Source organism: Nocardia sp. CDC160 (assembly GCF_035818795.1).
Taxonomy (GTDB): Bacteria; Actinomycetota; Actinomycetes; order Mycobacteriales; family Mycobacteriaceae; genus Nocardia.
On record NZ_JAYKYT010000003.1, the window covers coordinates 302226 to 325525 of the forward strand.

Consider the following 23300-nt stretch of genomic DNA (forward strand, 5'->3'; position numbering starts at 1 on the left):
CCTAACTGCTGGTCGAGCAGGATTCGTCGGGTACCGCCTCGTAGGCGGGCAACCAGGACGCGGGGCGAGACGTCAAGCGCCCCACCATGACCGAGCGCACGTGCGCGGGCAGCGTCGGTGCGAACTTGCGCACGTACGCGTCGGCCCATTCCGGCTTGTCGAGCAGGAACGCGAAATCGGTCGTCATCATGCTGCGCACCACCAACATTGGCAGCGGCGCGTCCAATGGCCGAAAATCCTTGTTCCACAAGCCCGGTTGGTCACAGCCCGGATAAAACTGCCCGAGCATGGTGCCGCGTTCGACGAACTTGCTCTTGAATTCCGCGTGCATTTCGTCGATCAGCGTATAATCCTTCAAATTAGGAAATACGGTGATCATCGCGCGCAACACGGAAGTGGAACTGCCGTTCCCCGTGGGCAGTTCGGGATAAACCTCCAATGCGTCCTTGATGATGGCACGCACCCACATCGGACGCGGCTCCGCGGCGGGCACCTGCGCCAGCCACAGCAGATCGCGTCGCATGGATGGTCGGACATACGGGCACACCGGCCCGTCTCGACCCAGTTCATCACTGGGTTGGGTCAGAAAGGAATCAGCCCAAGATCGAAAAGCCGCCACCGTGGACTTGGCGGCGGGGCACGATGATCCGGTGTCCCCCAATGAGACCCATTGCAGCCCCGAGCGGGGGCCGATAACACGCTCGCTCATGACTCACCTCGGATGATCGAGCTACGGCAGAAGAAGGCGCCGTTGCCCATACACCTAAATACTCCCCCGGTCATGGGCCGTTAACACGAGTAGTGATGTACCCAATTTCTCTACAGCGCCCCGAATTTCGGGGGCAATGGAATAAAGAAAAGACCGGTCAGGTGTTGACCGGTCTTTCCAGTGGGGGCGGTATCAGGCGCCGATGAGGCGCGTAGCCAGGTAGCCCTCTACTTGATCAAGAGCGACGCGCTCCTGGGCCATCGAGTCCCGTTCACGCACGGTGACAGCCTGGTCTTCCAGCGTGTCGAAGTCGACCGTGATGCAGTACGGGGTGCCGATCTCGTCCTGGCGACGGTAGCGGCGGCCGATTGCCCCGGCGTCGTCGAAGTCCACGTTCCAGTTCTTGCGCAACTGCGCGGCGAGGTCCTTCGCCTTCGGCGAGAGGTCCGCGTTTCGGGACAACGGAAGGACAGCGGCCTTGACAGGAGCGAGCCGGGGATCCAGGCGCAAAGTGGTGCGATCCTCCACCCCGCCCTTGGCCGTCGGCACCTGCTCGACGTGGTAGGCATCGACCAAAAAGGCCATGAGAGAACGGGTCAGACCCGCCGCGGGCTCGATCACGTACGGCACGAAGCGCTCGCCCGTGGTCTGGTCGAAGAAGCTCAGATCCGTTCCGGAATGCTCGGAATGGGTCTTCAGGTCGAAGTCGGTGCGGTTCGCGACGCCCTCGAGCTCACCCCACTCGCTGCCCTGGAACTGGAAGCGGTACTCGATGTCCACCGTGCGGGTGGAGTAGTGCGAGAGCTTCTCCTTCGGGTGCTCGTACAGGCGCAGGTTCTCCGGGTCGATGCCGAGGTCGGTGTACCAGGCCATGCGGGTGTCGATCCAGTACTGATGCCACTGCTCGTCCTCGCCCGGCTTGACGAAGAACTCCATCTCCATCTGCTCGAACTCGCGGGTGCGGAAGATGAAGTTGCCCGGGGTGATCTCGTTGCGGAACGACTTACCGATCTGCGCGATGCCGAACGGGGGCTTCTTGCGCGCGGTGGTCTCGACGTTCTTGTAGTTGACGAAGATGCCCTGCGCGGTCTCCGGGCGCAGGTAGTGCATGCCGTCCTCGGACTCGACCGGGCCCAGGTAGGTCTTCAGCATCATGTTGAAGTCCTTGGGCTCGGTCCACTGGCCGACGGTGCCGCAGTCCGGGCACACGATCTTGTCCATCGGGACCGAATCCGGGTCGTCGATCTTGTTCTTCTCGGCGTACGCCTCCTGCAGGTGGTCCTGCCGGTGCCGCTTGTGGCAGTTGAGGCACTCCACCAGCGGGTCGTTGAACACCGCGACGTGGCCCGAGGCCACCCACACCTGACGCGGCAGGATGATCGACGAGTCCAGGCCGACCACGTCGTCGCGGCTGGTCACCATGGACCGCCACCACTGCCGCTTGATGTTCTCCTTGAGCTCCACGCCCAGCGGACCGTAATCCCAGGCCGACTTCGTTCCGCCATAGATCTCACCGCTCGGGTACACGAGACCCCGACGCTTGGCGAGATTGGCGACGGTGTCCACCTTCGACTTGGGTGCCACTGAACAGTTCTCCATCCGTGTCCGGAAGATTGCAAAGGATTGAGTCAAGACTATCTGCACGGTGCGAGCCGATTTACACCGATGCCCGGTGCGACAACCCCGCCCCGCCGCAGGGTGCGGCGGGGCGGGGTATTCGTGGGGTTCGGGGCGAAGCCCTGAGAGGTCCCGGAGAGTTGGGTCGTGTCGTGTTTGACATGCGCAAGCATGCATATAAGAATGGCATCGGTTTCCAATAAGGAGTTGGTTCGATGACCACCGAGAGCGGTGCGCCCCTGCGGCGCTCGCAGATCGCGACGGAGACCCCGGCCGCGATCCCGCACGACCCGTATCCCTACCGGTCACCCCAGCCACCGGCCGTGCCCTCGCGCACCATTCTCGACTCCGCCGGAGAGCTCCTGCGCGCATTGGCCGCGCCGGTACGCATCGCCATTGTGTTGCAGCTCCGCGAATCGCCGCGCTGCGTCCACGAACTGGTAGACACCCTCGGGGTGACCCAGCCGCTGATCTCCCAGCACCTACGGATTCTCAAGTCCGCGGGCGTGGTGCGCGGTGAGCGCACCGGGCGCGAGGTCATCTACGAACTGGTCGACGAGCATCTGGCGCATATCGTGATCGACGCGGTCGCGCACGCCGAGGAAGGGTGATCCGTGGGAACTAGCGAGAAGACCGTCGGAGTCCGCAGCACGCGGCAGCGCAGCGCCATCGCCGCCCTGCTCGCCGACGTCGACGAATTCCGCTCCGCGCAAGAGCTGCACGACGAGCTCCGCAAGCGCGGTGAGGGCATCGGCCTGACCACGGTCTACCGCACCCTGCAATCGCTGGCCGACGCCGGACTGGTCGACGTGCTGCGCACCGACACCGGCGAATCGGTGTACCGGCAGTGCTCCACCGGACATCACCATCACCTGGTCTGCCGTCAGTGCGGGAGCACCGTGGAGGTGGAGGGCCCGACCGTCGAAGCCTGGGCCGACTCGATCGCCGCCGAACACGGGTTCACCGACATCTCCCACACCATGGAGATCTTCGGCACCTGCAAGGACTGCTGCCACGGCAAGAGCTGACATCGCTGGCAACGACCCGCGCGCCCCTGCGTAATACGCAGGGGCGCGCTCTGTTTCGCCGGAATGACCCTCGGGATCACACGGCCGGGACCGGGTCGGAAGCGGCCGCGGCTGCGGCCGGGCGCGAGGTGCGCGCGATGCCGATGCCGAACAGCGCGAGAGCGGCCGCGGCCCAGCACAGCAGGACCGTCAGCGGTCCCGCGATCGAGGCGTCGCCGAAGAAGGCGGCCGAGCGGAGCAGGGTCGCGGCGGCACCGGGCGGGAGCAGCTGGCCGATGGCGCCCCACGGCTTGGGCAGCAGCTCGGGCGCGGAAGTGGCCCCGGAGAACGGGTTTCCGATCAGCAGCATGGTCAGCGCGGCCACGCCGATCCCCGCCGGTCCGATGGCGGCGGCCAAGCCCGCCACGGTCCCGGCGACCGCGAACGACACCAGGCCGCTGATCGCCGCCATGGTCACATACGAGCCCGGCAGCAGATGCAGCCAGCCCTGCACGACCGACATGCTCAGCAGCCCACCGACAATCGCGAAGGTGACCAGCCCGAGCACCCGAGCCCGGACCGACGGCACCAACAGCGTGAGCAGCACTCCCCCGGCAATCCCGGACATGACCAGCGGCAGCACCATCGCGCCGAACCCGGTCCCGCGCGGATCATGCGGATCGGCCGCGACCACATCCTGCGCCGGAGCGGCCTGCACCCCACCCAACTGCTGCGCGAACCCCGAAAGCTGCTGGGCCACAATCGGGCTCGCGGCCGAGGCGATCAACACCCGAGGCTGCCCACCGGTCACGATGGCCCCGTAGACATCTCGGTGCGTGATGGCGTCCCGAGCCGCGGATTCGTCTGCGACGGTGCGGATATCGAAGCCGCCGGGCTCGCGAGCAGTCAACTGCTGGGCGACCGCGGTGGCCTGCGGTCCGGTGACGGCAATGGGCAGATCGCGGGGCGCGATGCGCGCGGCGGGCCACGCGAACGCGATGAGCATGAGGGCTTGAATGGCGGCCGCGGCCAGACCGAGCGCAAGGGCGCGCTGCACTGTGTTCATGGCGAATCCCAAAGAAAGCGAAGGTTCGTTCTTTTAAGTTGGGACAAGGCTGACATCCAGCTGTCACCTTGTCAAGAACGGATATTCGTTTTACTTTGGGCGCATGCCCAGAGTCAGCGAGGAACACCTGGAACGCCGCAGGCAGCAGATCCTCGACGCCGCCCAATCCTGCTTCGCCCGCAAGGGCCTGCACGCCACCACCATGCAGGACGTCTTCGCCGAATCCGGGCTCTCCGCCGGTGCGGTCTACCGCTACTTCAAGTCCAAGGACGACATCATCGCCGCCCTCACCACCGAGGCGAGCACCGAGCTACACGCCGCCCTCTACGAGGCCGTGCACACCAATCCACTACCCACGCCCGCCGAACTGATCCACACGGTCGCGGAGGCCATCGTCCGGCTGAGCGTGCCCGGCGGCCCGGTCCACCTCATCCCCCAGGCGTGGTCGCTGGCCCTCACCGACCCCAATATCGCCGACTACGTCCGCACCACCATGGGCGGCATCCGCCGCCTCTGGTTCGACTACGCCGTCCGCATGCGCGAAGTCGGCTGGCTCCCACCGGATTCCGATACCGACGCGGCCGCCAAGACCATGCTCGGCATCCTGCCCGGCTTCATCCTGCAGCACCTCATCATGGGCGACATCGACCCCGACACCCTCTACCGCGGCGTCCAGCTGCTCACCCCGGGCATCCGGGTCGACACCCCGGCCGCGGCGGCGACCGGGGCCGAATCCGCCCGAGCCTGAACGCGACTCGGCGCGGGCGGGTCGAATCGGCTAGGGCAGCAGGCCCTGGCGGGCGCGGCCCGCGCCGGAGAGGGTCAGCAGCAGGATGGTGGCCAGGGGCTCGTCCTCGAGACCGGCGGCGGGGAAGGTGTAGCGCAGGATGACGTCGGCGGTCTTCTCGCGGGACACGACGGTGAGGGTGCCGAACTGGAGGGCGGCGTTGCGCTCGGCGACGCGCTTGTGCAACTGGGGTTTCAGCGGACGGTCCCAGGCGAGGATGCACATGAGCGCCAGCACATCCAGTCCGGGCGAGAGGTTGACACCGCGCAGCGAGCACAGCGCGCCCTCGTATTCGAAGCCGAGACCGCCCTCCTCCTCGCGCACTTCCACGCCGTAGCGCAGCAGCAGCGCGCGGGCGCGGGCCTGGAGTTCCTCGGCCGGTGTGAGCTGATCGGTCACTTCACGCCTCCGAATCGGCGGTCGCGCTTGGCGTATTCGAGGCACGCGTCCCACAGGTTGCGGCGATCGAAGTCGGGGAAAAGGGTTTCCTGGAAGACGAATTCGGCGTAGGCGGCCTGCCAGATCAGGAAGTTGGAGCTGCGCAGCTCACCGGAGGGGCGCAGGAACAGATCCACGTCCGGCATATCGGGTTCGTCGAGGTAGCGGGCGACGGTCGCCTCGGTCACCTTCTCCGGATCGAGTTCACCGGCCGCCACCCGGCGCGCGATTTCCCGTGCGGCATCGGCGATCTCGGCGCGGCCACCATAGTTGACGCACATGGTGAGGGTCATCACCGTATTGTCCTTGGTGAGCTCCTCGGCGACTTCCAATTCCTTGATCACGCTGCGCCACAGGCGCGGTCGACGCCCGGCCCAGCGCACCCGCACACCCATCTCGTGCATCTCGTCGCGGCGGCGGCGGATCACATCGCGGTTGAAGCCCATGAGGAAGCGCACCTCCTCCGGACTGCGCTTCCAGTTCTCGGTCGAGAACGCGTACGCCGACAGCCACTTCACGCCCATCTCGATGCAGCCCTCGACGGTGTCCATGAGCACCGCCTCGCCGCGCTCGTGCCCGGCGGTGCGCGGCAGCCCACGCTCCTGCGCCCAGCGCCCGTTCCCATCCATCACCAGCGCCACATGCTTGGGCACGAACTCCGCCGGAATGGCGGGCGGCCGCGCCCCCGACGGATGCGGCGACGGCGGCCGCACAACACGCTGCCCCGTCAAAGTCTCGAGCTGCTCAGTGGAGGACTTCCGAGTACCGATCACGCCCACCATCCTGCCCGACGCCCCCAACCCCCGAACGCCCCCCACGGCATTCCCCCGGAACCTCCACACTTCCTCCACCGCGCACCCGGGTGGCGAAAACTCGGTTTCGGATCGCACCGAACCTGACTAGGCTTCCCTGCCGGACGAGCGAAAACACGGTCCGGTCGGTAGTCCGGGCGCTCGCTGCGCGAGTCAGTAACCTCCCTCCCAGGGTGTCCGGTTCGTCCTCTCATCGCGACATACGCCGCACCACAACCATGGGAGGTACAGATGCCGAGCACGTTCAGCGTGTTCTACGACGGCCAATTCTGGGTCGGGGTCCTGGAGATCACCGACGGCTCATCCGTGCGCGCGGCCCGCCACGTCTTCGGGGCGGAGCCGACCAATGCCGAACTCGAGGAGTTCGCGGTCAAGCACTCGGGTGCCCTGTTCGACCGCGCCCTGGCCGCACCCGCCGTCCCCGCCGGGACCCGGCCCACCGCGACGGTGAATCCGAAACGCCTGGCCCGCATGGCCGCCCGCGAACAGGCGGCCCGCCCCCTCACCTCGGCCGCCCAGGATGCCCTGCGCCTCGCCCACGAGCAGGCCGGACACGAAAATCGCGCCGCCGCCAAACGCCGCCGCGCCGAGGCGGCGGAACAGCAGCGCGCGGAGGCGATTCGCAAGCGAAAGGCCAAGCGCCGCGGGCATTGACGCGGCCGCACGCCCCACCGGTCCGCGCCGAGCTCACGGCCGGATCAGCGACCCTCGCCATACCGTCAACCGATGGCGGCTCGGGGCCTCTCGGCGACCGCGGCGGGGTCGACGGCCTCCACACGTTCGACGGTCGCGTGGGGGCGGGTGCGTTCGATCAAAGGGAGGGTGCGGAGTTGGCGTTCGAGGTGCCATTGGAGGTGGGCGGCGATGAGGCCGCTGGCTTGGCGGCGGAGGGTGGTGGGGATGGCGTCGACGCCGGTCCAGTCACCGCGGTTGAGGGCGCTCATGTGGTCTAGGACGCCGAGCATGGGGGTGGCGGCGCCGGGCGGGCGGCAGTGGACGCAGACCGCGCCGCCCGCGGCCACGTGGAAGGCGCGGTGCGGGCCGGGAGTGGCGCAGCGGGCGCAGTCGTCGAGGGCGGGGGCCCATCCGGCGAAACCCATGGCGCGCAACAGGAATGCGTCGAGGATCAACTCGTGCGGGCGACGGCCGAGGGCGATGGCACGCAGGGCTCCGGCGGTGAGGGTGTGCAGGCGAGGGGCCGGTGCGCCCTCCTCGCCCGCCAAGCGTTCGGCGGTCTCGAGCACCGCGCAGGCGGTCGTGTAGCGGCCGTAGTCGGCGACGATATCGGCGGCGAAGGTCTCGACGGTGTGAACCTGGGTGACGGTGTCGAGATTCCGCCCCGGATGCAACTGCACATCCACGTACGCGAAAGGCTCCAGCCGGGCACCGAATTTCGACCGAGTCCGCCGAACCCCCTTGGCCACCGCCCGAACCAAACCGTGCTGCCGGGTCAGCAACGTGACAATGCGATCCGCCTCGCCCAGCTTGTGCTGGCGCAGCACCACCGCATGATCCCGATACAACCGCACCGCAACAGTCTCGCACGCGGGACCGACCGGGTGGCGACGAGTCGGCGGGCGTGTGGCGATTAGAAGTTCGTTGGTGGGTGATTGGCGGGGGATTCCATGCTCACCTCGTCGAACAGGAAGCCCGCGCACCGCCTCGGAGGAGGACTCATGACTCGCCACACTCCGGGGGCCGGTTCGCGCTGGGCGGCCGCCCCGTCCGCGCCACGCTCTGCCCGGCTGGCGTGCCGACCGGGCGGCCCCTGTCCGACGCCGCCGCCTGGCACACGCGGTTCGGATGGCTTCGCGCACGCGAGCCCGATTCCGGCGTGCGTCGACCGCCATCGCGAATGAGCCGTGCCGAGGTCCGGTGTTCGACCCCGGAGGGGTGGGCCCAACACCGGATCTCACGGCGGTGCACCCCACCCGACCAACATTGGACGTGTGACCAGAATCGCGCTACGTTACCCACGGGTACGAAAGAGACGGGGTTCACATGACATTGGCGTCGGTTGGCGAGCTCGGGCTGGCGGAACTCGCGGCGGCACTGGCGGACGGCACGCTCACCTCGGTCGAGGCGACGACGGCCGTCCTCGACCGGATCGAGGCAAGTCAGCAGGGGCTCAATGCCTTCCGGATCGTGCGCCGCGCCGAGGCGCTCGCCGAGGCGGCGGACGCGGACCGGAAACTCGCGGCGGGCGAACGGGCCCCGCTGCTCGGCGTGCCGCTGGCCATCAAGGACGACACCGACTTGGCCGGTACCCCAACCGCTTTCGGCTGCGGCGGCGAGTTCCCGGTGAAAACCGAAGACGCCGAGGCGGTTCGGCGGCTGCGCGCAGCCGGGGCCGTCATCGTCGGCAAGACCAATACCTGCGAGCTCGGCCAGCTGCCGTTCACCAGCGGAGAAGCCTTCGGCCACACCAGGAATCCGTGGAGTGCCGACCACACCCCCGGCGGCTCCTCGGGCGGTTCCGGCGCGGCCGTGGCCGCCGGATTGGTACCCGCCGCACTGGGTTCCGACGGCGCGGGCTCGGTGCGCATTCCGGCCGCGTGGAACAACCTGGTCGGCATCAAGCCCCAGCGCGGCCGCATCTCGACCTGGCCGCTGCCGGAGGCGTTCTACGGCCTCACCGTGAACGGACCGCTCGCCCGCACCGTCGCCGACGCCGCGCTGCTGCTGGACGCGGCCGCCGGACCCCATCCGGGCGACCTGCACACCCCGCCCGCCCTGCGCGTCTCCGATGCCATCGGCCGCGATCCGGGCCGTCTACGCATCGCGCTCTCACTGCGAATCCCCTTCACCGCCACCAAGACCCGGCTCGATCGCGAGGTCGAGGCCCGCGTCCACGCCACCGCGAACACGCTGCGCCGCCTCGGCCACCAGGTCACCATCGCCGACGTCCACTACGGAATCCTCGCGGGCGTGAGCTTTCTCCCGCGGTCCCTGACCGGCGTCGACCAGGCTCTCAAACGCCTCCCCGGCGCACAGGTGGACCCCCGCACCACCCACAATGCCGCCGTCGGCCGCCTGCTCTCCCCACTGCTGTTCGCGGCCCGACAGGCAGAACCGTTGCTGCGCATGCGAATCGGCCGCATCTTCGACGACTTCGACCTGGTAATCGCCCCCACCACGGCCACCCCGCCCCCGGGCGTCACCGAGATCGACGGCATCGGCAACTGGGCCACCGACGAACTCATCACCGCCGCATGCCCTTACACGTGGCCGTGGAACGTCCTCGGCTGGCCCGCGGTGAACGTCCCGTCCGGCTTCACCGCCACCGGCCTCCCCGTCGGCTCCCAACTGATGGGCCCGGCCAACTCCGAGCCCCTCCTGGTTTCCGTTGCCGCCCAACTCGAATCAGAGCTGGAGTGGCACAAGACCCGCCCCGCCGCCTGGTGGTGACCGCGGGCTAGAAGCCGAGCTTGCCGAGCTGCTTGGGATCGCGCTGCCAGTCCTTGGCCACCTTGACGTGCAGGTGAAGGTAGATGCGGGTGCCCAGGATGTGTTCGATTTGCTTGCGGGCGTTGGTGCCTACCTCCTTCAGGCGGGCACCGCCCTTGCCGATGATGATGGCCTTCTGGCTCGGGCGTTCCACATACAGCAGGGCGTGGACGTCGAGCATGCCCTCGGTGGAGCGGCGGCCGTCGGTGTCGGTGTCCTCGTTCTCCTCGCGTTCGAGGACCTCCTCGATGACCACGGCGAGGGAGTGCGGGAGTTCGTCGCGCACGCCCTCGAGGGCCGCCTCGCGAATGAGCTCGGCCATGAGGACTTCCTCGGGCTCATCGGTGAGCTCGCCGTCCGGGTAGAAGGCCGGGCCTTCGGGCATCTGGGAGGCGATGACGTCGATGAGAACCTCGACCTGTTCGCCCTTGACCGCGGAGACCGGGACCACCTCGGCCTCGGGGCCCAGCAGCTGGGAGACGGCCATGAGCTGGTGGGCCACCTGGTCGCGGCTCACCTTGTCGATCTTGGTGACCACACCCAGCAGGGTGGTCTTGGGCGCCATGGTCTTGACCTGCTCGACGATCCAGCGGTCGCCGGGGCCGATCTTCTCGTCGGCCGGAATGCACACCGCGATCACGTCGACCTCGGAATACGTATCGCGCACCAGGTCATTGAGCCGCTGGCCGAGCAGGGTGCGCGGGCGGTGCAGGCCGGGGGTGTCGACGAGGATCAGCTGCGCGTGCTCGCGGTGCACGATGCCGCGAATGGTGTGGCGCGTGGTCTGCGGACGCGAGGAGGTGATGGCGATCTTCTGCCCCACCATGGCATTGGTCAGCGTGGACTTGCCGGTGTTCGGCCGACCCACGAAACAGACGAAGCCGGAACGGAATTCGACCTGGCCCTGATCGGAACCCTTGCCCTGAGCGCTCATTCGAAAACCTCCGATTCGGTGTCGAGGTCGAACCCCGCCGGGACATCACGTTCCCCTGCCGCATTGTCGGCCTCGGGCCGCAGGGCCGAGATGGGATTCTCGACGCCGTAGGTGTCGGCCGCGTCCAACACGTCGAACACCGCGCCCTTGGCATCGGTGAAAATGATTCGCGCGGAAGGCGATACCTCGCGCACCGCCGAAATACCCAGATCCGACAGCTTGCCCGCGACCACCACGGCCGCCTCGAAACCCTCGGCGCCGCTGGAGATCGCGGCCGCCACGGCCGCCTGCAGGGCGGTCAGCTTCAGGGCCGCCAGCTCCACCGCCCCGGCCGCGTAGGTGCGCCCATCGGTATCGCGCACGGCCGCGCCGCCCACGCCACCGGTGCGTCCCATGGCGCCACGAGCGAGGACCGCCAGCTTGTTGTCCTCGGCATCCAACTCAATCATCGGTCTCTCCATCTTCGTGTGCGCCGCCGACCGGCTCATGTTCCGCGGGTTCGCTTCTCGCCTTCTCGGGGGCCTTGCGCACCACCACGGTGTGGATGCGCATGCGGCCCCGGGCGTCGGCCCCGCCCTCCCCCTTCAATTGCAGGCCGTGAATGACGGCCTTGGAGCCGGGCAGCGGAACGCGGCCCAGCGCATGCGCGAGCAGGCCGCCGACGGTGTCGACGTCCTCGTCCTCGATCTGCATGCCGAACAGCTCGCCCAGGTCGTCCACCGGCAGCCGGGCCGAGACCCGGTAGCGGCCGCTGCCGATCTGCTCGATCGGCGCGATCTCGTCCTTGTCGTACTCGTCGGCGATCTCGCCCACGATCTCCTCGAGAATGTCCTCGATGGTGACCAGCCCGGCAATACCGCCGTACTCGTCGACCAGCAGCGACATGTGATTGCGGCGGCGCTGCATCTCGTCCAGCAGCGCGTCCAGCGGCTTGGAGTCCGGCATGAACACGGCGGGCCGCATGACCTGCCGGACCTTCACCTTCCGGCTCCGATCCGCGTACGGCACCAGGTCTTTCAGGTAGACGACGCCGAGAATGTCGTCGACGTTCTCCCCCACCACCGGAATTCGCGAGTGCCCGGACCGCACGGCCAGCGACATCGCTTGCGCGGCGCTCTTTTCCGCCTCGATCCACACCATCTCGGTGCGCGGCACCATGACCTCGCGCGCGGGGGTGGTGTCGAGTTCGAAGACCGACTGGATCATGCGGCGCTCGTCGGCGTCCACGACACCGCGCTCGCCCGCCAGATCCACCACCTCGCGCAACTCGATCTCGGAGGCGAAGGGGCCGTTGCGGAATCCCTTACCGGGGGTGATCGCATTGCCGACCAGGATCAGCAGCCGACTGATCGGGCCGAGCAGCGAGCCGATCGCCTGCAGCGGCAGCGAAGCGCCCAGCGCCAGCGAATACGCGTGCTGGCGGCCCAGCGTGCGCGGGCCGACACCGATCACCAGATAGTCGACCAGCACCATGACCGCCGCGGTGACGAGCAGCGCGGGTGCCTCGTCGAGCCAGTCCATGAGCACCGCCGCCAGCAGGACGGTCGCGGTGATCTCGCACGTGAGCCGCAGCAGCACCATGAGATTCACATAGCGCGGCCGGTCGGCGATGATGCGCGCCAGCCGCGCGGCCCCGGTGCGATCGGCACGCACCAGATCCTCCACGCGCGCGGGCGAAATGGTGTTCAGCGCCGAATCCAGCGCCGCGAAGACACCGCCCGCCGGGACCAGGACGATCGCCAGCAGGAGCAGAACGAGTGAATTCACGCCGGGCCCAGCGGATCACCGGTCGAATCGGTGAATCCGGTCTTGCCCAGCAGCTGCTGATCGCGGTCGGCCAGCTCGGCGCGGCGCATCTCCTGGCGGACATGCTCGTACCAGCCCTCGAGCAGGGATGCCTGGAGCGCGAACATCTCCTTCTCCTCCTCCGGCTCGGCGTGGTCGTAGCCGAGCAGGTGCAGGACGCCGTGCACGGTCAGCAGCGCCAGCTCGTGATCCATGGAGTGCCCGGCCTTCTCGGCCTGCTGGGCCGCGAACTCCGGGCAGAGCACGATGTCACCGAGCATGGAGGGACCGGGCTCGGCGGCGTCGGGCCGCCCGCCCGGTTCCAGCTCGTCCATGGGGAAGCTCATGACGTCGGTCGGACCGGGCAGGTCCATCCAGCGCATGTGCAGATCCGCCATGGTGTCGAGATCGACCAGCACCATCGACAGCTCGGCCGCCGGATGGACGTCCATCTGACCGATCACGAAGCGCGCGACGCTGACCAGTTCTTCTTCGGATACCTCGATACCCGATTCGTTGGCGATCTCGATACTCACCCGAACAGCCTAGAGTGCGAGCTCAGTGTCGCTCTCCTCGGCTCGCGGCACGTCGCTGCGCGCGATTGCCCGGATAGTGGACCGCGGCCGGTGGCCGGGAGTCCGCCTCGTACCGGTCGTACGCGTCGACGATCGCCCCGACCAGCCGGTGACGAACCACATCCGCGCTGGTGAGCTCTGCGATATGGATGTCCTCGATGCCGTGCAGGATCTCCGTGGCCGCCCGCAGACCCGACCGCGAGCCGTTCGGCAGATCGATCTGGGTGATGTCACCGGTGACCACGATCTTGGAACCGAAGCCCAGGCGGGTGAGGAACATCTTCATCTGCTCGGCCGTGGTGTTCTGCGCCTCGTCGAGAATGATGAACGAGTCGTTGAGCGTGCGACCGCGCATGTAGGCCAGGGGTGCGACCTCGATGACACCGGCCTGCATCAACTTCGGGATCGCCTCGGGATCCATCATGTCGTGCAGGGCGTCGTAGAGCGGGCGTAGGTACGGGTCGATCTTCTCGTTGAGCGTGCCCGGCAGGAAGCCCAGCCGCTCACCCGCCTCGACCGCGGGCCGGGTCAGGATGATGCGATTGACCTGCTTGGTCTGCAACGCCTGCACGGCCTTGGCCATGGCCAGATAGGTCTTGCCGGTACCGGCCGGGCCGACGCCGAAGACGATGGTGTGCGCGTCGATGGCGTCGACATAGCGCTTCTGGTTCAGCGTCTTGGGTCGGATGGTCTTGCCGCGCCGGGACAGGATGTCCAGGCTCAGCACCTCCGCCGGGGAATCCGAGGAGCCCTCGGTGAGCATGGAGTAGGTGTGCCGGACCGCCTCGGGCGAGACCACCCGATTGCGCGCGGTGAGCGCGACCAACTGGGCGACGACCCGTTCCGCCAGCGCGACATCGGCGGGCTTGCCGGTCAGCGTGACGGAGTTGCCGCGGACATGGATGTCGGCATCGAGGAGGCGCTCGAGTTCACGCAGGTTCTCGTCAGCCGAACCCAGGAATCCGAATACCGACTCCGGTGCCAATTCGATGCTGGAACGAACGGTCCGCCCCGCTGGTCCGGAACCGTTGCCGCCGCCCCCGATGGCGGCAGTAGGGATGCTCTGATCGCCGATTTCGCCTGGGTTTCTCAAAAGTGCCTATGGCCTGCTTTCCGGTCTCGATGCCGCCGTCGTTGACAGAAGTTTACCGCCGCCCACCGACACCGCCCAGTGAATAAGCCGCTACCAGCAGGCGAAACACCCCGACGCTATGCAACTGCCGCACCCCCGAATCCATTCCGTGCCGCAACCGGGTGAGGCGCGACTACCAGCGCGGGGTGAGCGCGCCGAGCGCGCCGAGCGCGACCGCCGCGGCGGTGGAGGTGCGCAGCACGGTCGGGCCGAGCAGCACGATGTCGGCACCGGCGTCGGCCAGGGACTTCAGTTCGGAGTCGTCGAGGCCGCCTTCGGGGCCGACGATGAGGATGATTTCGGGGACGCCGTCGAAAGACAGTTCGGTCAAACGGGATTCGCCGGACTCGTGCAGGGCCGCGACGATCGCGCCGTGAGACTTGGCCGTACGCACCAGATCCAGGAGGTCGCGGGTGGTGTGGAGGTCGGCTACGTCGGGGATGTAGGCGCGGCGGGATTGGCGGGCGGCCTGTTTCGCGGCGGCGCGCCATTTTTCGACGCCCTTGCGGGCCTTGGCTTCCCAGTTGGAAACGCAGCGCAGGGCCTGCCAGGGGACGATGGCGTCGGCGCCTGCTTCGGTCATGAGCTCGACCGCTAGTTCGGAGCGGTCGGATTTGGGGAGGGCCTGGACCACCGTGACCTGCGGGGTCCAGGGCTCCGCCATGCGTTTGGTCAGGACCTTCAGGTCGAGGCGATCCTTTGCGGCCGCAACCACTTCCGAGTCGGCGAGGATGCCGTGGCCGTCGGAGAGGGTGATGGGTTCACCCACTCGGATGCGGCGGACCGTGGCGGCATGGCGGCCCTCGGGGCCGTCGAGCACCGCGGTCGCGCCCGGCTCGGGGATGTCGTCGAGGTAGAAGACGGTGGCGGCCAAGGGATCAGCGTCCGCTGAAGGACGCGCGCAGGCGCGCGAACAGGCCCGAGTTGTGCTCGGACTGAGCGGTCATCACCTCGGTGTGCTCGCCCGCGCGCAGGCCCTTGTACTTGCGCAGCAGATCGGACTGCTTGGCGTCGAGCTTGGTCGGCACCACGATGTCGAGGTGCGCGATCAGATCGCCGCGCGAGCTGGCGCGCAGCTTGGGCATGCCGTGGCCGCGCAGCACCGACGCCTCGCCGGGCTGGGTGCCCGCGGGAATGGTGAGCTCGACCGGGCCATCGAGGATGGTATCGATGACGACGGTCGTGCCGAGCGCGGCGTCGACCATGGGGACGCGAATCGTGCAGTGCAGATCGTCGCCGTCGCGCACGAAGGTGTCGTGCGGCTGTTCGACGATCTCGACGTACAGGTCACCGGCGGGACCGCCGCCCGGGCCGACCTCACCCTGCGCGGCCAGGCGCACCCGCATGCCATTGGCGACACCGGCCGGAATCGGCGCGGCGATCTCGCGGCGCGAACGCACGCGGCCGTCGCCGCCACACTTGCGGCAGGGGTCGGGAATGGTCTCGCCCGCGCCGCGGCAGGTGGGGCAGGGCCGCGAGGTCATGACCTGCCCGAGGAAGGAGCGCTGCACGGTCTGCACTTCGCCCGCACCGCCACAGGTTTCACACCGCACCGGCTTGGAGTTGCCATTGGTGCCCGCGCCCTGGCACAGATCACACAGGATGGCGGTGTCGACGGTCAGATGCTTGGTGACGCCGACCGCGCACTCCTGCAACGACAGTCGCGTGCGCAGCAGCGAATCCGCGCCGGGCTGCACGCGTCCGCGCGGCTTGCGGGCGCCGCCGCCGGAGGCGTTCATGCCACCGAAGAACGCCTCGAACACGTCGCCGAGGCCGCCGAAACCGGCTCCGGAGAACCCGCCGCCCATGCCGCCGCCGGACTCCAGCGGGTCGCCGCCGAGGTCGACGATGCGTCGCTTCTCCGGGTCCGACAGCACCTCGTAGGCGCTGGAGACCTCGCGGAACTTCTCCTGGGCCGATGGGTCCGGGTTGACGTCGGGATGCAGTTCACGCGCCAACTTGCGGTAGGCGCGCTTGATCTCCTGGTCGGTCGCATTGCGTGCGACGCCGAGCAGTGCGTAGTAGTCCCGTGCCACGTGCGCTCTCTAGTCCTGTTTCGTCTCGTACTTGCTCATCGTTCGGCGAGTACTTCACCGATGTATCGGGCGACGGCCGCCACCGAGGCGATCGTCCCCGGGTAGTCCATGCGGGTCGGCCCCAATACCCCCATACCTCCGAGCACCGTACCGGGCATCCCGTATCCGGTGGACACCACGGCCGTCCCCCGCATCTGCTCGAGCTTGGTCTCCTCGCCGATCTGCACCGTCACCGTACCCGGCACCTGCGCGGCGGCCAGCAGCTTCAGCACGATCACCTGCTCCTCGAGGGCCTCCAGAACCGAACGCAGCGAGCCGGGGAATCCATTCCCGGCGAAGTCGGCCGCGTTGCGGGTGAGGTTGGCGGTGCCGCCGAGGACGAGGCGTTCCTCCGGATGCTCGACCAGGGTCTCGACCAGTACGGTCGAGACCCGGATGAGGACGTCGCGGAGTTTGGGTGGGGCATGCTCGGGCAGTTCGGCGACCGAGGCGGAGGCGGCGGCCAGGCGCTTGCCCTCCATGGCCTTGCCCAGCATGCCGCGCAGGGCGGCCAGGTCGTCCTCGCTGATCACATTGCCCAGATCGACCAGGCGCTGATCGACGCGTCCGGTGTCGGTGATCACGACCAGCAGCAGCCGCGCCTGGTTCAGGGCCACCACCTCGATGTGACGCACGGTCGAGGCCGACACCGTCGGGTACTGGACCATGGCGACCTGCCGGGTCAGCTGGGCGAGTAGTCGGACGCCGCGGCGCAGCACATCGTCGAGATCGACACCGCTCTCCAGGAATTCCATGATGGCGCGGCGCTCGGCGTTGGAGAGCGGCTTCACTTCGGAGATGTGGTCGACGAACTGGCGGTAGCCCTTGTCGGTGGGAATGCGACCCGAGGAGGTGTGCGGCTGGGCGATATAGCCCTCGGCTTCCAGCACCGCCATGTCATTGCGGACGGTGGCACTGGAAACGCCCAGGTTGTGCCGCTCTACCAGGGTTTTGGAACCGATGGGCTCCTTGGTCGCGATGTAGTCCGCCACGATGGCCCGCAGGACCTCTAGACGTCGCTGTTCGGTGCTCGACATGGCCCCACCTCCTTACTCGCCTTCGGGTTACCGGAGCAATTCACTCAAGTTTAGTGGCCCGTTAGCAAGTTGCTGTGCGACCGCCCGGTCAGCCGCGCGAGGTGACCCAGCCGCCGGGCGCCGCGCCCGGTTTCCACTTGATGCCGCATCCGACGCTCGGAGTGTGCGGCTCGGGGACCGGTTGCCCCGCGAGCACCAACTCGACCGCGGCGCGCAGGGACGAGCCATCGACCGGTTCTTGGTTTCCGGGTGTGGCCGCGTCGAACCGGCCGCGGTAGGCCAGTCGCCGTTCGGCGTCGAACAAGAACAGGTCCGGGGTGCAGGCCGCCTGATAGGCCCGGGCCACCGCCTGCGACTCGTCGATCAGGTACGGGAAGCGGAAACCGGCCCGCCGCACTTGATCTCGCAAATGCGCGGCGTCGTCGTCGGGATAGTTGGCCGTGTCATTGCTGCAGATGGCGACCGTGGCCAACCCGCGCTCGGCCAACTCCGCGGTGACCGCCGCCAGCCCATGCTCGATCCGTCGCACGTAGGGACAGTGATTCGACAGGAACACCACCAAGAGCGCGGGCTCCTTGCCGAAAGTCTCTAGTGAGACTTCGGACCCGTCCACCGCGGGCAAGGTGAATTCCGGTGCGGGCGTACCGATCGGAACCATGAACGATGCGAGCGCCATACCCCATTCTCACCGACCGGCGGCCGCCTCCACCACCGCGGCGACCTCGGCCGGATGCGACACCAGCCCGGCGTGCGAGGCGTCGATCGAGGAGATGCGCGCACCCATCCGCCTGGCCATATCCCATTGCGAGGCAGGGGGAATCACGCGGTCGGCGGTGGAGACGAGATACCAGCTCGGGGTGCCCGACCACGAGGGCGCGCCGGAGGGTTCGAGATTCGCGGTGAGGGCGAGGGAGTGCTGGCGCGCGGCCATATCGGCGGCGGTGGCCGGGTCGACGTCCTGGGCGAACACATCGTGGAAGCTCGCGGGATCGACATACGCGTCGAGGTTCTTCCCGGCGATGCCGTGCGAGTCGTCGACAATCTTGGGCCGCAACGCCAATGTCAGCTGAGAACCCGGGTACTGGATCGGATTCAGCTCCTCCAAAGCGAACTCACCCTGCGTAGGCGCGAAAGCCGCGATATAGACCAGGGATTCGACCTTCGCATCGTGCACATTGCTGATCACCGTGCCGCCGTACGAATGCCCCACCAGCACAACGGGACCGGCGATGCCATCGATCGTGCGCTGGATCGCCGCCGCGTCATATGCCGGGCCGCGCAGCGGATTCTCCAGTGTGACAACGTGATACCCGTCGTCACGCAGCCGCGAGACCACCCCATCCCAGCTGCTGGAATCGGCAAAAGCGCCGTGCACCAGCACGATTGTGGGAAGTGGTGCGGCAGTTGCGGGTACAGCGGCCACCAGGGATCCAAGGACGAGAGCCACCGTCACGACGGCGGCACGCACCAACCGGAACATGGAGGTCAATTCTTCAGGACGTCCGCAACCATGGAAAGGGCGTTCGGAATCTCCATACGACTCAGCTGAGGAGGGTGCGGACCACGCCGTCGGCGAGGAGGCGGCCGCGATCGGTGAGGATGAGGTGGTCATCCATTAGTTCGGCGAGGCCGTCGGCGATGACTCGATCTGCGGCGCGGCGGCCGGAGGGGTCCAGGTCGGGGAGGGGGAGGCCGGTGCGGAGGCGGACGGTGAGCATGACTCGTTCGGTGTAGCGCTCTTCGGGGGTGAGGGACTCCCAACCGGCGGCGGGGAGGAGGCCGGTGGTGACCCGATCCGCGTAGCGCGCCGGGTGTTTCAGGTTCCACCAGCGGACGCCGCCGACGTGGCTGTGTGCGCCCGGGCCCGCGCCGAGCCAGTCGCCGCCGTCCCAGTAGCCGAGGTTGTGGCGGCAGCGTCCGGCGTCGGAGGCGGCCCAGTTGGAGACCTCGTACCAGTGCAGGCCCGCGGCTTCGAGGCGGGTGTCGATGCGTTCGTAGCGGGCGGCGAGCACATCGTCGTCGGGGGCGGGCAACTCGCCGCGACGCACGCGGCGGGCCAGGGCCGTGCCGTCCTCGACGATCAGCGAATACGCGGACACGTGATCCACACCCGCCGAAAGCACGGCGTCGAGGCTCGCATCGAGATCGGCGTCGGTCTCCCCCGGCGTCCCATAGATGAGATCGAGGTTCACATGGTCGAACCCCGCCGCCCGTGCCTCCCGGGCAGCGGCCACCGCCCGTCCCGGAGTGTGCGTGCGGTCCAAGATCTTCAGCACATGCTGGGCGGCGGACTGCATACCCAGCGAAATCCGCGTATACCCCGCACCCCGCAGCCGCTCGAAGAACTCCGGCGAGGTCGACTCCGGATTGGACTCGGTGGTCACCTCCGCCCCCGACGCGAGCGTGAAGTTGTCGCGAATGGCGTCCAGCACCCCGGCCAGCCCGTCACCACCCAACAGCGAGGGCGTCCCGCCCCCGACGAACACCGTCTCCACCGCCGGTGTCTCCGACGGCAACGCATCGAATTCCCGTGCCGCCGTAGCGAGTTCACCCTTCAACGCCTCGAACCAGGACTGCGGCGAGGACGAACTCCCCAACTCCCCCGCCGTATAGGTGTTGAAGTCGCAGTACCCGCACCGCGTCGCACAGAACGGCACGTGCACATAGATCCCGAACGCCCCGCCCCCGAAATCACGCAGCACCGGCACGGGCGATTCGTCCGCCGCGGCGGTGCCGGAGGTCCGATCGGGAACAGTCGAGGTCACCCCTCCAGTGTGACCGGTTGCCCCCGTCACAGCTCACCCGCCTGCGCGGGCCGCCCGCTCACGCGGCGCACCGGCTCGAATCCGAGTACATTCCAAGGGGTTTCGAGGGGCCGGGTGGAGGCTCCGCAGGCGGATTGGGGACGGTCCGATGATCGAGATACCGCGGCATGCCATTGACCCGAGGTCGATTCGGGAGGTGGACGAGGGGTCGGTGGCGGCGGTTGTCGGGCGGGTGCGGGTGCCTCCCCGGCCGGAGGGGCCGAATTTCTCGCGGTCGATGGACGGGACGCTGCTGGCTCGGATGCTGATGGCGGATCCGGCCGCGCTGCGGTCGCGGACCTGGTATTTCGCACGGTCGACGGAGCGGACGATCACGCGGCGGTTTCGGGCCAGCGGGATCGAGTACGGGTTCGATCGACATGATCGGGTGGCGGGGTGGCGGGCGGCGTTCTGGTGGACGCTGATCGCGCGGGACGCGGAGGCCATGCGGGAGTTGATCGAGTACCCCGTCGATCGACTCCGGGAGTATGGCGACGGGGCGTTCGACGACTTCCAGTACGAGTGGGTTCGGCTGTTGCAGAGCGCCTGGCGGTTCGGGCCGCGCAGCGTGGCGGAGGCGGCGTGGGGGTTGGACACCCGCAGCCGGGTGGGGGCGCAGCGGGTGACGGATCTGTTGTTGCGCCCGGCCATCGAGGTGTTCGTGCGGTTGGCCGAGGGCGATTCCGACGGGTTCGACCGCCAGCTGGCCCAGGCGCTGCGCTCGCATCGCGAGTTCTTCGATACCGCGACCTGGGGACACGATCCGGAGGGCGTCTTCTCGCTGCCGCTGCTGGCCCTGTCCTGCTGGGCGCGGGATCTGGGCTATCGCACGGCCGTCCGCTCCGAGTACCTACCGGCCGGATTCATCGATCGCCCGGACTGGATGTACTCCCCCGAGTTGGCGGACGAACTGAACCGAATCGAATCCGCCAAGGCGCGACTCACGTCCAGCACCAGCGATCTATGACACCTGTCACAAAACAGAACATATATCCAGGGGATTTCCCGGGAAACTGAGGAAAATTCGATCCGGCAGTCGGAACGACCCTTCTGACGTGGCACAATAAGCCACATGACTGGACTTGGAGTACGACTCGTGGCGCGTCGCCATGTCGACTTCAAGCGCGTCTGCAGCGCGAGCTGTCTGCCGGGAAGCCTCCGGTAGATCGGCTCCCATTCCCCGGAATCCAGCGTCCTTCTGACGCTGTAAGAGCCGGTTCTCTGATATCGGAGGCGTGAGCCAGCCCCTCCCGCCTGCCCGCAAGACCTTCAGGAGCGACCCCCATGACGTCGAGCACCGACGCCACTTCCGATAACGCTCACTCCGCCCGGCCCGAAAAGCCCGCCTCGGAGCGACGCGTGCGTCCGGACCGTCCGCGCTCGGACGCGCCCGTCGCCCCGCGCGAGCGCACGGCCCGTCCGGTCAAGCGCAAGTCGGAGGGGCAGTGGGCGCTCGGCTACCGCGAGCCGCTCAATGCCAATGAGCAGAGCAAGAAGGACGACAACCCGCTCAATGTGCGGGCGCGCATCGAGAACATCTACTCCAAGGCCGGATTCGACTCCATCGACAAGAGCGATCTGCGCGGCCGCATGCGCTGGTGGGGTCTCTACACCCAGCGCGAGCAGGGCTACGACGGCACCTGGACCGGCGACGAGAACATCGACATCCTCGAGGCCCGTTACTTCATGATGCGGGTGCGCTGCGATGCCGGTGCCCTGAACCTGAAGCAGCTGCGCACGCTCGCGCAGATCTCCACCGAATTCGCGCGCGACACCGCGGACCTGTCGGACCGCGAGAACATCCAGTACCACTGGATCGAGATCGAGAACGTGCCGGAGATCTGGCGGCGGCTGGAGTCGGTCGGCCTGCAGACCACCGAGGCGTGCGGCGACTGCCCGCGCGTGGTGCTGGGTTCCCCGCTGGCCGGTGAATCGCTCACCGAGATCATCGATCCCACCTGGGCCATCGAGGAGATCGTCAAGCGCTACATCGGCAAGAAGGAGTACTCCAACCTGCCGCGCAAGTTCAAGACCGCCATCTCCGGCCAGCAGGACGTGGTGCACGAGATCAACGACGTCGCCTTCGTCGGCGTCGTGCATCCCGAACACGGTCCGGGCCTTGATCTTTGGGTCGGTGGCGGCCTGTCCACCAATCCGATGCTGGCCCAGCGCGTCGGCGCGTGGGTGCCGCTCGAGGAGGTGCCCGATGTATGGGAAGCGGTCGTGTCGCTGTTCCGCGACTACGGCTACCGCCGCCTGCGTACCAAGGCGCGCCTGAAGTTCCTGGTGAAGGACTGGGGCATCGAGAAGTTCCGCGAGGTGCTCGAGACCGAGTACCTGAAGCGCAAGCTGATCGACGGCCCGGCCCCCGAGCAGCCGAAGCGGCCCATCGACCACATCGGCGTGCAGAAGCTGCGCAACGGCCTCAACGCGATCGGCTTCTCCCCCATCGCCGGTCGCGTGTCGGGCACCATCCTGACCAAGGCCGCCGAGGCCATCGAGCGAGCCGGTTCGGACCGGGTGCGCTTCACGCCGTACCAGAAGCTCATCGTGCTCGACGTGCCCGACGACAAGGTCGAAGACCTGATCGCCGAGCTGGAACCGCTGGGCCTGCACGCGCGTCCGTCGCACTGGCGGCGAAACCTGCTGGCCTGCAGTGGCATCGAGTTCTGCAAGCTGTCGTTCACCGAGACCCGCAAGCGCTCGCAGGCACTCGCGCCGGAGCTGGAGCAGCGGCTGGCCGACATCAATGCCGAGCTGGACGTGCCGATCACGATCAATATCAACGGCTGCCCGAACTCCTGCGGTCGGTCGCAGATCGCCGATATCGGCTTCAAGGGCCAGCTGGTCGACGACGGCAACGGGAATCAGATCGAGGGCTTCCAGGTTCACCTCGGGGGCAGCCTCGGTTTCGATGCCGCCTTCGGCCGGAAGTTGCGCCAGCACAAGGTGACCGGCGAAGAGGTCGGCGACTACATCGAGCGCGTCGTGCGCAATTTCGTCAAGAACCGGGACGAGGGCGAGCGATTCGCGCAGTGGGCTGTTCGTGCCGATGAAGCAGATCTGCGGTAGGTA

General features: G+C 67.8%; 25 protein-coding genes. 8 read left to right on the forward strand and 17 right to left on the reverse strand.

The window, feature by feature from the left end; all coding sequences use genetic code 11:
* Position 1 precedes the first annotated feature (1 nt).
* Complete coding sequence (locus VMT40_RS15975) at positions 2-709, reverse strand: DUF6875 domain-containing protein (RefSeq protein ID WP_326358950.1); 708 nt, start codon at positions 707-709, stop codon at positions 2-4.
* A 192-nt stretch (positions 710-901) separates the two neighbouring features.
* Entirely contained in the window at positions 902-2293 is a 1392-nt protein-coding gene (locus VMT40_RS15980) for a glycine--tRNA ligase (protein WP_326358951.1), read from the reverse strand.
* Between the two features lie 248 nt (positions 2294-2541).
* On the opposite strand from VMT40_RS15980, the gene VMT40_RS15985 reads away from it, so the two are divergent.
* Positions 2542-2937, forward strand: a complete 396-nt coding sequence (locus VMT40_RS15985) for an ArsR/SmtB family transcription factor (RefSeq protein WP_326307079.1) — start codon at positions 2542-2544, stop codon at positions 2935-2937.
* A 3-nt stretch (positions 2938-2940) separates the two neighbouring features.
* Entirely contained in the window at positions 2941-3354 is a 414-nt protein-coding gene (locus VMT40_RS15990; RefSeq protein WP_326358953.1) for a Fur family transcriptional regulator, read from the forward strand.
* A 76-nt stretch (positions 3355-3430) separates the two neighbouring features.
* Here the strand turns inward: VMT40_RS15990 and VMT40_RS15995 are convergent, their stop codons facing one another.
* The gene (locus VMT40_RS15995; protein ID WP_326358954.1) at positions 3431-4399 is read right to left on the reverse strand and encodes a hypothetical protein; all 969 of its coding nucleotides are present in this window, start codon (positions 4397-4399) and stop codon (positions 3431-3433) included.
* Positions 4400-4502: 103 nt separating this feature from the next.
* Here VMT40_RS15995 and VMT40_RS16000 point away from each other — a divergent pair, with 103 nt between their 5' ends.
* Positions 4503-5147: a TetR/AcrR family transcriptional regulator gene (locus VMT40_RS16000; protein ID WP_326358955.1), complete on the forward strand. Its 645-nt coding sequence runs from the start codon at positions 4503-4505 to the stop codon at positions 5145-5147.
* A 30-nt stretch (positions 5148-5177) separates the two neighbouring features.
* Here VMT40_RS16000 and VMT40_RS16005 read toward each other — a convergent pair whose 3' ends face one another.
* Together VMT40_RS16005 and VMT40_RS16010 are read right to left on the reverse strand one after the other, a co-directional pair.
* Positions 5178-5585, reverse strand: a complete 408-nt coding sequence (locus VMT40_RS16005; protein ID WP_442789989.1) for a hypothetical protein — start codon at positions 5583-5585, stop codon at positions 5178-5180.
* Positions 5582-6406, reverse strand: a complete 825-nt coding sequence (locus VMT40_RS16010; RefSeq protein ID WP_326358956.1) for an isoprenyl transferase — start codon at positions 6404-6406, stop codon at positions 5582-5584. The genes VMT40_RS16005 and VMT40_RS16010 overlap by 4 nt, the downstream gene beginning before the upstream one ends.
* Positions 6407-6667: 261 nt before the next feature.
* Between VMT40_RS16010 and VMT40_RS16015 the strand changes: the two genes are divergently transcribed.
* Entirely contained in the window at positions 6668-7090 is a 423-nt protein-coding gene (locus VMT40_RS16015) for a YjdF family protein (RefSeq protein WP_326358957.1), read from the forward strand.
* Between the two features lie 65 nt (positions 7091-7155).
* On the opposite strand, the gene recO is transcribed toward VMT40_RS16015, so the two are convergent.
* The gene (recO, locus tag VMT40_RS16020) at positions 7156-7965 is read right to left on the reverse strand and encodes a DNA repair protein RecO (RefSeq protein ID WP_326358959.1); all 810 of its coding nucleotides are present in this window, start codon (positions 7963-7965) and stop codon (positions 7156-7158) included.
* A gap of 472 nt (positions 7966-8437) precedes the next feature.
* On the opposite strand from recO, the gene VMT40_RS16025 reads away from it, so the two are divergent.
* A complete protein-coding gene (locus tag VMT40_RS16025; protein WP_326358960.1) occupies positions 8438-9844 on the forward strand; it encodes an amidase in 1407 nt (468 codons plus the stop codon).
* A 7-nt stretch (positions 9845-9851) separates the two neighbouring features.
* Here VMT40_RS16025 and era read toward each other — a convergent pair whose 3' ends face one another.
* The 11 genes from era to hemW all read right to left on the reverse strand — a co-directional run bounded on the left by era (position 9852) and on the right by hemW (position 20186).
* On the reverse strand, positions 9852-10817 hold the full coding sequence (gene era, locus VMT40_RS16030) for a GTPase Era (RefSeq protein WP_326358961.1): 966 nt from the start codon (positions 10815-10817) through the stop codon (positions 9852-9854).
* Positions 10814-11266, reverse strand: a complete 453-nt coding sequence (locus VMT40_RS16035) for a cytidine deaminase (protein ID WP_326358963.1) — start codon at positions 11264-11266, stop codon at positions 10814-10816. Before VMT40_RS16035 ends, era begins: the two co-directional genes overlap by 4 nt.
* Positions 11259-12584: a hemolysin family protein gene (locus tag VMT40_RS16040; RefSeq protein ID WP_326358965.1), complete on the reverse strand. Its 1326-nt coding sequence runs from the start codon at positions 12582-12584 to the stop codon at positions 11259-11261. The genes VMT40_RS16035 and VMT40_RS16040 overlap by 8 nt, the downstream gene beginning before the upstream one ends.
* Positions 12581-13138: an rRNA maturation RNase YbeY gene (gene ybeY / locus VMT40_RS16045; protein ID WP_326307067.1), complete on the reverse strand. Its 558-nt coding sequence runs from the start codon at positions 13136-13138 to the stop codon at positions 12581-12583. Before ybeY ends, VMT40_RS16040 begins: the two co-directional genes overlap by 4 nt.
* A 22-nt stretch (positions 13139-13160) precedes the next feature.
* Complete coding sequence (locus tag VMT40_RS16050; RefSeq protein ID WP_326307468.1) at positions 13161-14222, reverse strand: PhoH family protein; 1062 nt, start codon at positions 14220-14222, stop codon at positions 13161-13163.
* Between the two features lie 220 nt (positions 14223-14442).
* Positions 14443-15183 (reverse strand): 16S rRNA (uracil(1498)-N(3))-methyltransferase, encoded by a 741-nt coding sequence (locus VMT40_RS16055; protein WP_326358966.1) that lies wholly within the window; start codon positions 15181-15183, stop codon positions 14443-14445.
* A gap of 4 nt (positions 15184-15187) precedes the next feature.
* Positions 15188-16345: a molecular chaperone DnaJ gene (gene dnaJ, locus VMT40_RS16060; RefSeq protein ID WP_326358968.1), complete on the reverse strand. Its 1158-nt coding sequence runs from the start codon at positions 16343-16345 to the stop codon at positions 15188-15190.
* 35 nt (positions 16346-16380) lie between these two features.
* Positions 16381-17421, reverse strand: coding sequence for a heat-inducible transcriptional repressor HrcA (gene hrcA, locus VMT40_RS16065; protein ID WP_326307063.1), 1041 nt, complete (start codon positions 17419-17421; stop codon positions 16381-16383).
* 88 nt (positions 17422-17509) lie between these two features.
* Positions 17510-18097: a thioredoxin family protein gene (locus VMT40_RS16070; RefSeq protein WP_326358969.1), complete on the reverse strand. Its 588-nt coding sequence runs from the start codon at positions 18095-18097 to the stop codon at positions 17510-17512.
* A gap of 9 nt (positions 18098-18106) precedes the next feature.
* The gene (locus VMT40_RS16075) at positions 18107-18901 is read right to left on the reverse strand and encodes an alpha/beta fold hydrolase (protein WP_326358970.1); all 795 of its coding nucleotides are present in this window, start codon (positions 18899-18901) and stop codon (positions 18107-18109) included.
* Positions 18902-18962: 61 nt separating this feature from the next.
* The gene (hemW, locus tag VMT40_RS16080; RefSeq protein ID WP_442789990.1) at positions 18963-20186 is read right to left on the reverse strand and encodes a radical SAM family heme chaperone HemW; all 1224 of its coding nucleotides are present in this window, start codon (positions 20184-20186) and stop codon (positions 18963-18965) included.
* Between the two features lie 148 nt (positions 20187-20334).
* Between hemW and VMT40_RS16085 the strand changes: the two genes are divergently transcribed.
* The 3 genes from VMT40_RS16085 (at position 20335) to VMT40_RS16090 (ending at position 23297) form a co-directional block, all read left to right on the forward strand.
* Entirely contained in the window at positions 20335-21192 is an 858-nt protein-coding gene (locus tag VMT40_RS16085) for an immunity 49 family protein (RefSeq protein WP_326358971.1), read from the forward strand.
* Positions 21193-21297: 105 nt separating this feature from the next.
* Entirely contained in the window at positions 21298-21390 is a 93-nt protein-coding gene (locus tag VMT40_RS39370) for an Ms4527A family Cys-rich leader peptide (RefSeq protein WP_354835468.1), read from the forward strand.
* 119 nt (positions 21391-21509) lie between these two features.
* Positions 21510-23297 (forward strand): nitrite/sulfite reductase, encoded by a 1788-nt coding sequence (locus tag VMT40_RS16090; RefSeq protein WP_326358972.1) that lies wholly within the window; start codon positions 21510-21512, stop codon positions 23295-23297.
* Positions 23298-23300: the final 3 nt, after the last annotated feature.

Bases quoted from the DNA above. Each gene is read 5' to 3' on its own strand.
- VMT40_RS16025 (WP_326358960.1), top strand. From the start codon at position 8,438: ATGACATTGGCGTCGGTTGGCGAGCTCGGGCTGGCGGAACTCGCGGCG.
- VMT40_RS16085 (WP_326358971.1), top strand. From the start codon at position 20,335: ATGATCGAGATACCGCGGCATGCCATTGACCCGAGGTCGATTCGGGAG.
- VMT40_RS16035 (WP_326358963.1), bottom strand. From the start codon at position 11,266: ATGATTGAGTTGGATGCCGAGGACAACAAGCTGGCGGTCCTCGCTCGT.
- VMT40_RS16010 (WP_326358956.1), bottom strand. From the start codon at position 6,406: ATGGTGGGCGTGATCGGTACTCGGAAGTCCTCCACTGAGCAGCTCGAG.
- VMT40_RS15985 (WP_326307079.1), top strand. From the start codon at position 2,542: ATGACCACCGAGAGCGGTGCGCCCCTGCGGCGCTCGCAGATCGCGACG.
- VMT40_RS16000 (WP_326358955.1), top strand. From the start codon at position 4,503: ATGCCCAGAGTCAGCGAGGAACACCTGGAACGCCGCAGGCAGCAGATC.
- VMT40_RS16075 (WP_326358970.1), bottom strand. From the start codon at position 18,901: ATGTTCCGGTTGGTGCGTGCCGCCGTCGTGACGGTGGCTCTCGTCCTT.
- VMT40_RS16015 (WP_326358957.1), top strand. From the start codon at position 6,668: ATGCCGAGCACGTTCAGCGTGTTCTACGACGGCCAATTCTGGGTCGGG.
- VMT40_RS39370 (WP_354835468.1), top strand. From the start codon at position 21,298: ATGACTGGACTTGGAGTACGACTCGTGGCGCGTCGCCATGTCGACTTC.
- era (WP_326358961.1), bottom strand. From the start codon at position 10,817: ATGAGCGCTCAGGGCAAGGGTTCCGATCAGGGCCAGGTCGAATTCCGT.
- VMT40_RS15975 (WP_326358950.1), bottom strand. From the start codon at position 709: ATGAGCGAGCGTGTTATCGGCCCCCGCTCGGGGCTGCAATGGGTCTCA.
- VMT40_RS16090 (WP_326358972.1), top strand. From the start codon at position 21,510: ATGACGTCGAGCACCGACGCCACTTCCGATAACGCTCACTCCGCCCGG.
- VMT40_RS16070 (WP_326358969.1), bottom strand. From the start codon at position 18,097: ATGGCGCTCGCATCGTTCATGGTTCCGATCGGTACGCCCGCACCGGAA.
- VMT40_RS15995 (WP_326358954.1), bottom strand. From the start codon at position 4,399: ATGAACACAGTGCAGCGCGCCCTTGCGCTCGGTCTGGCCGCGGCCGCC.
- hrcA (WP_326307063.1), bottom strand. From the start codon at position 17,421: ATGTCGAGCACCGAACAGCGACGTCTAGAGGTCCTGCGGGCCATCGTG.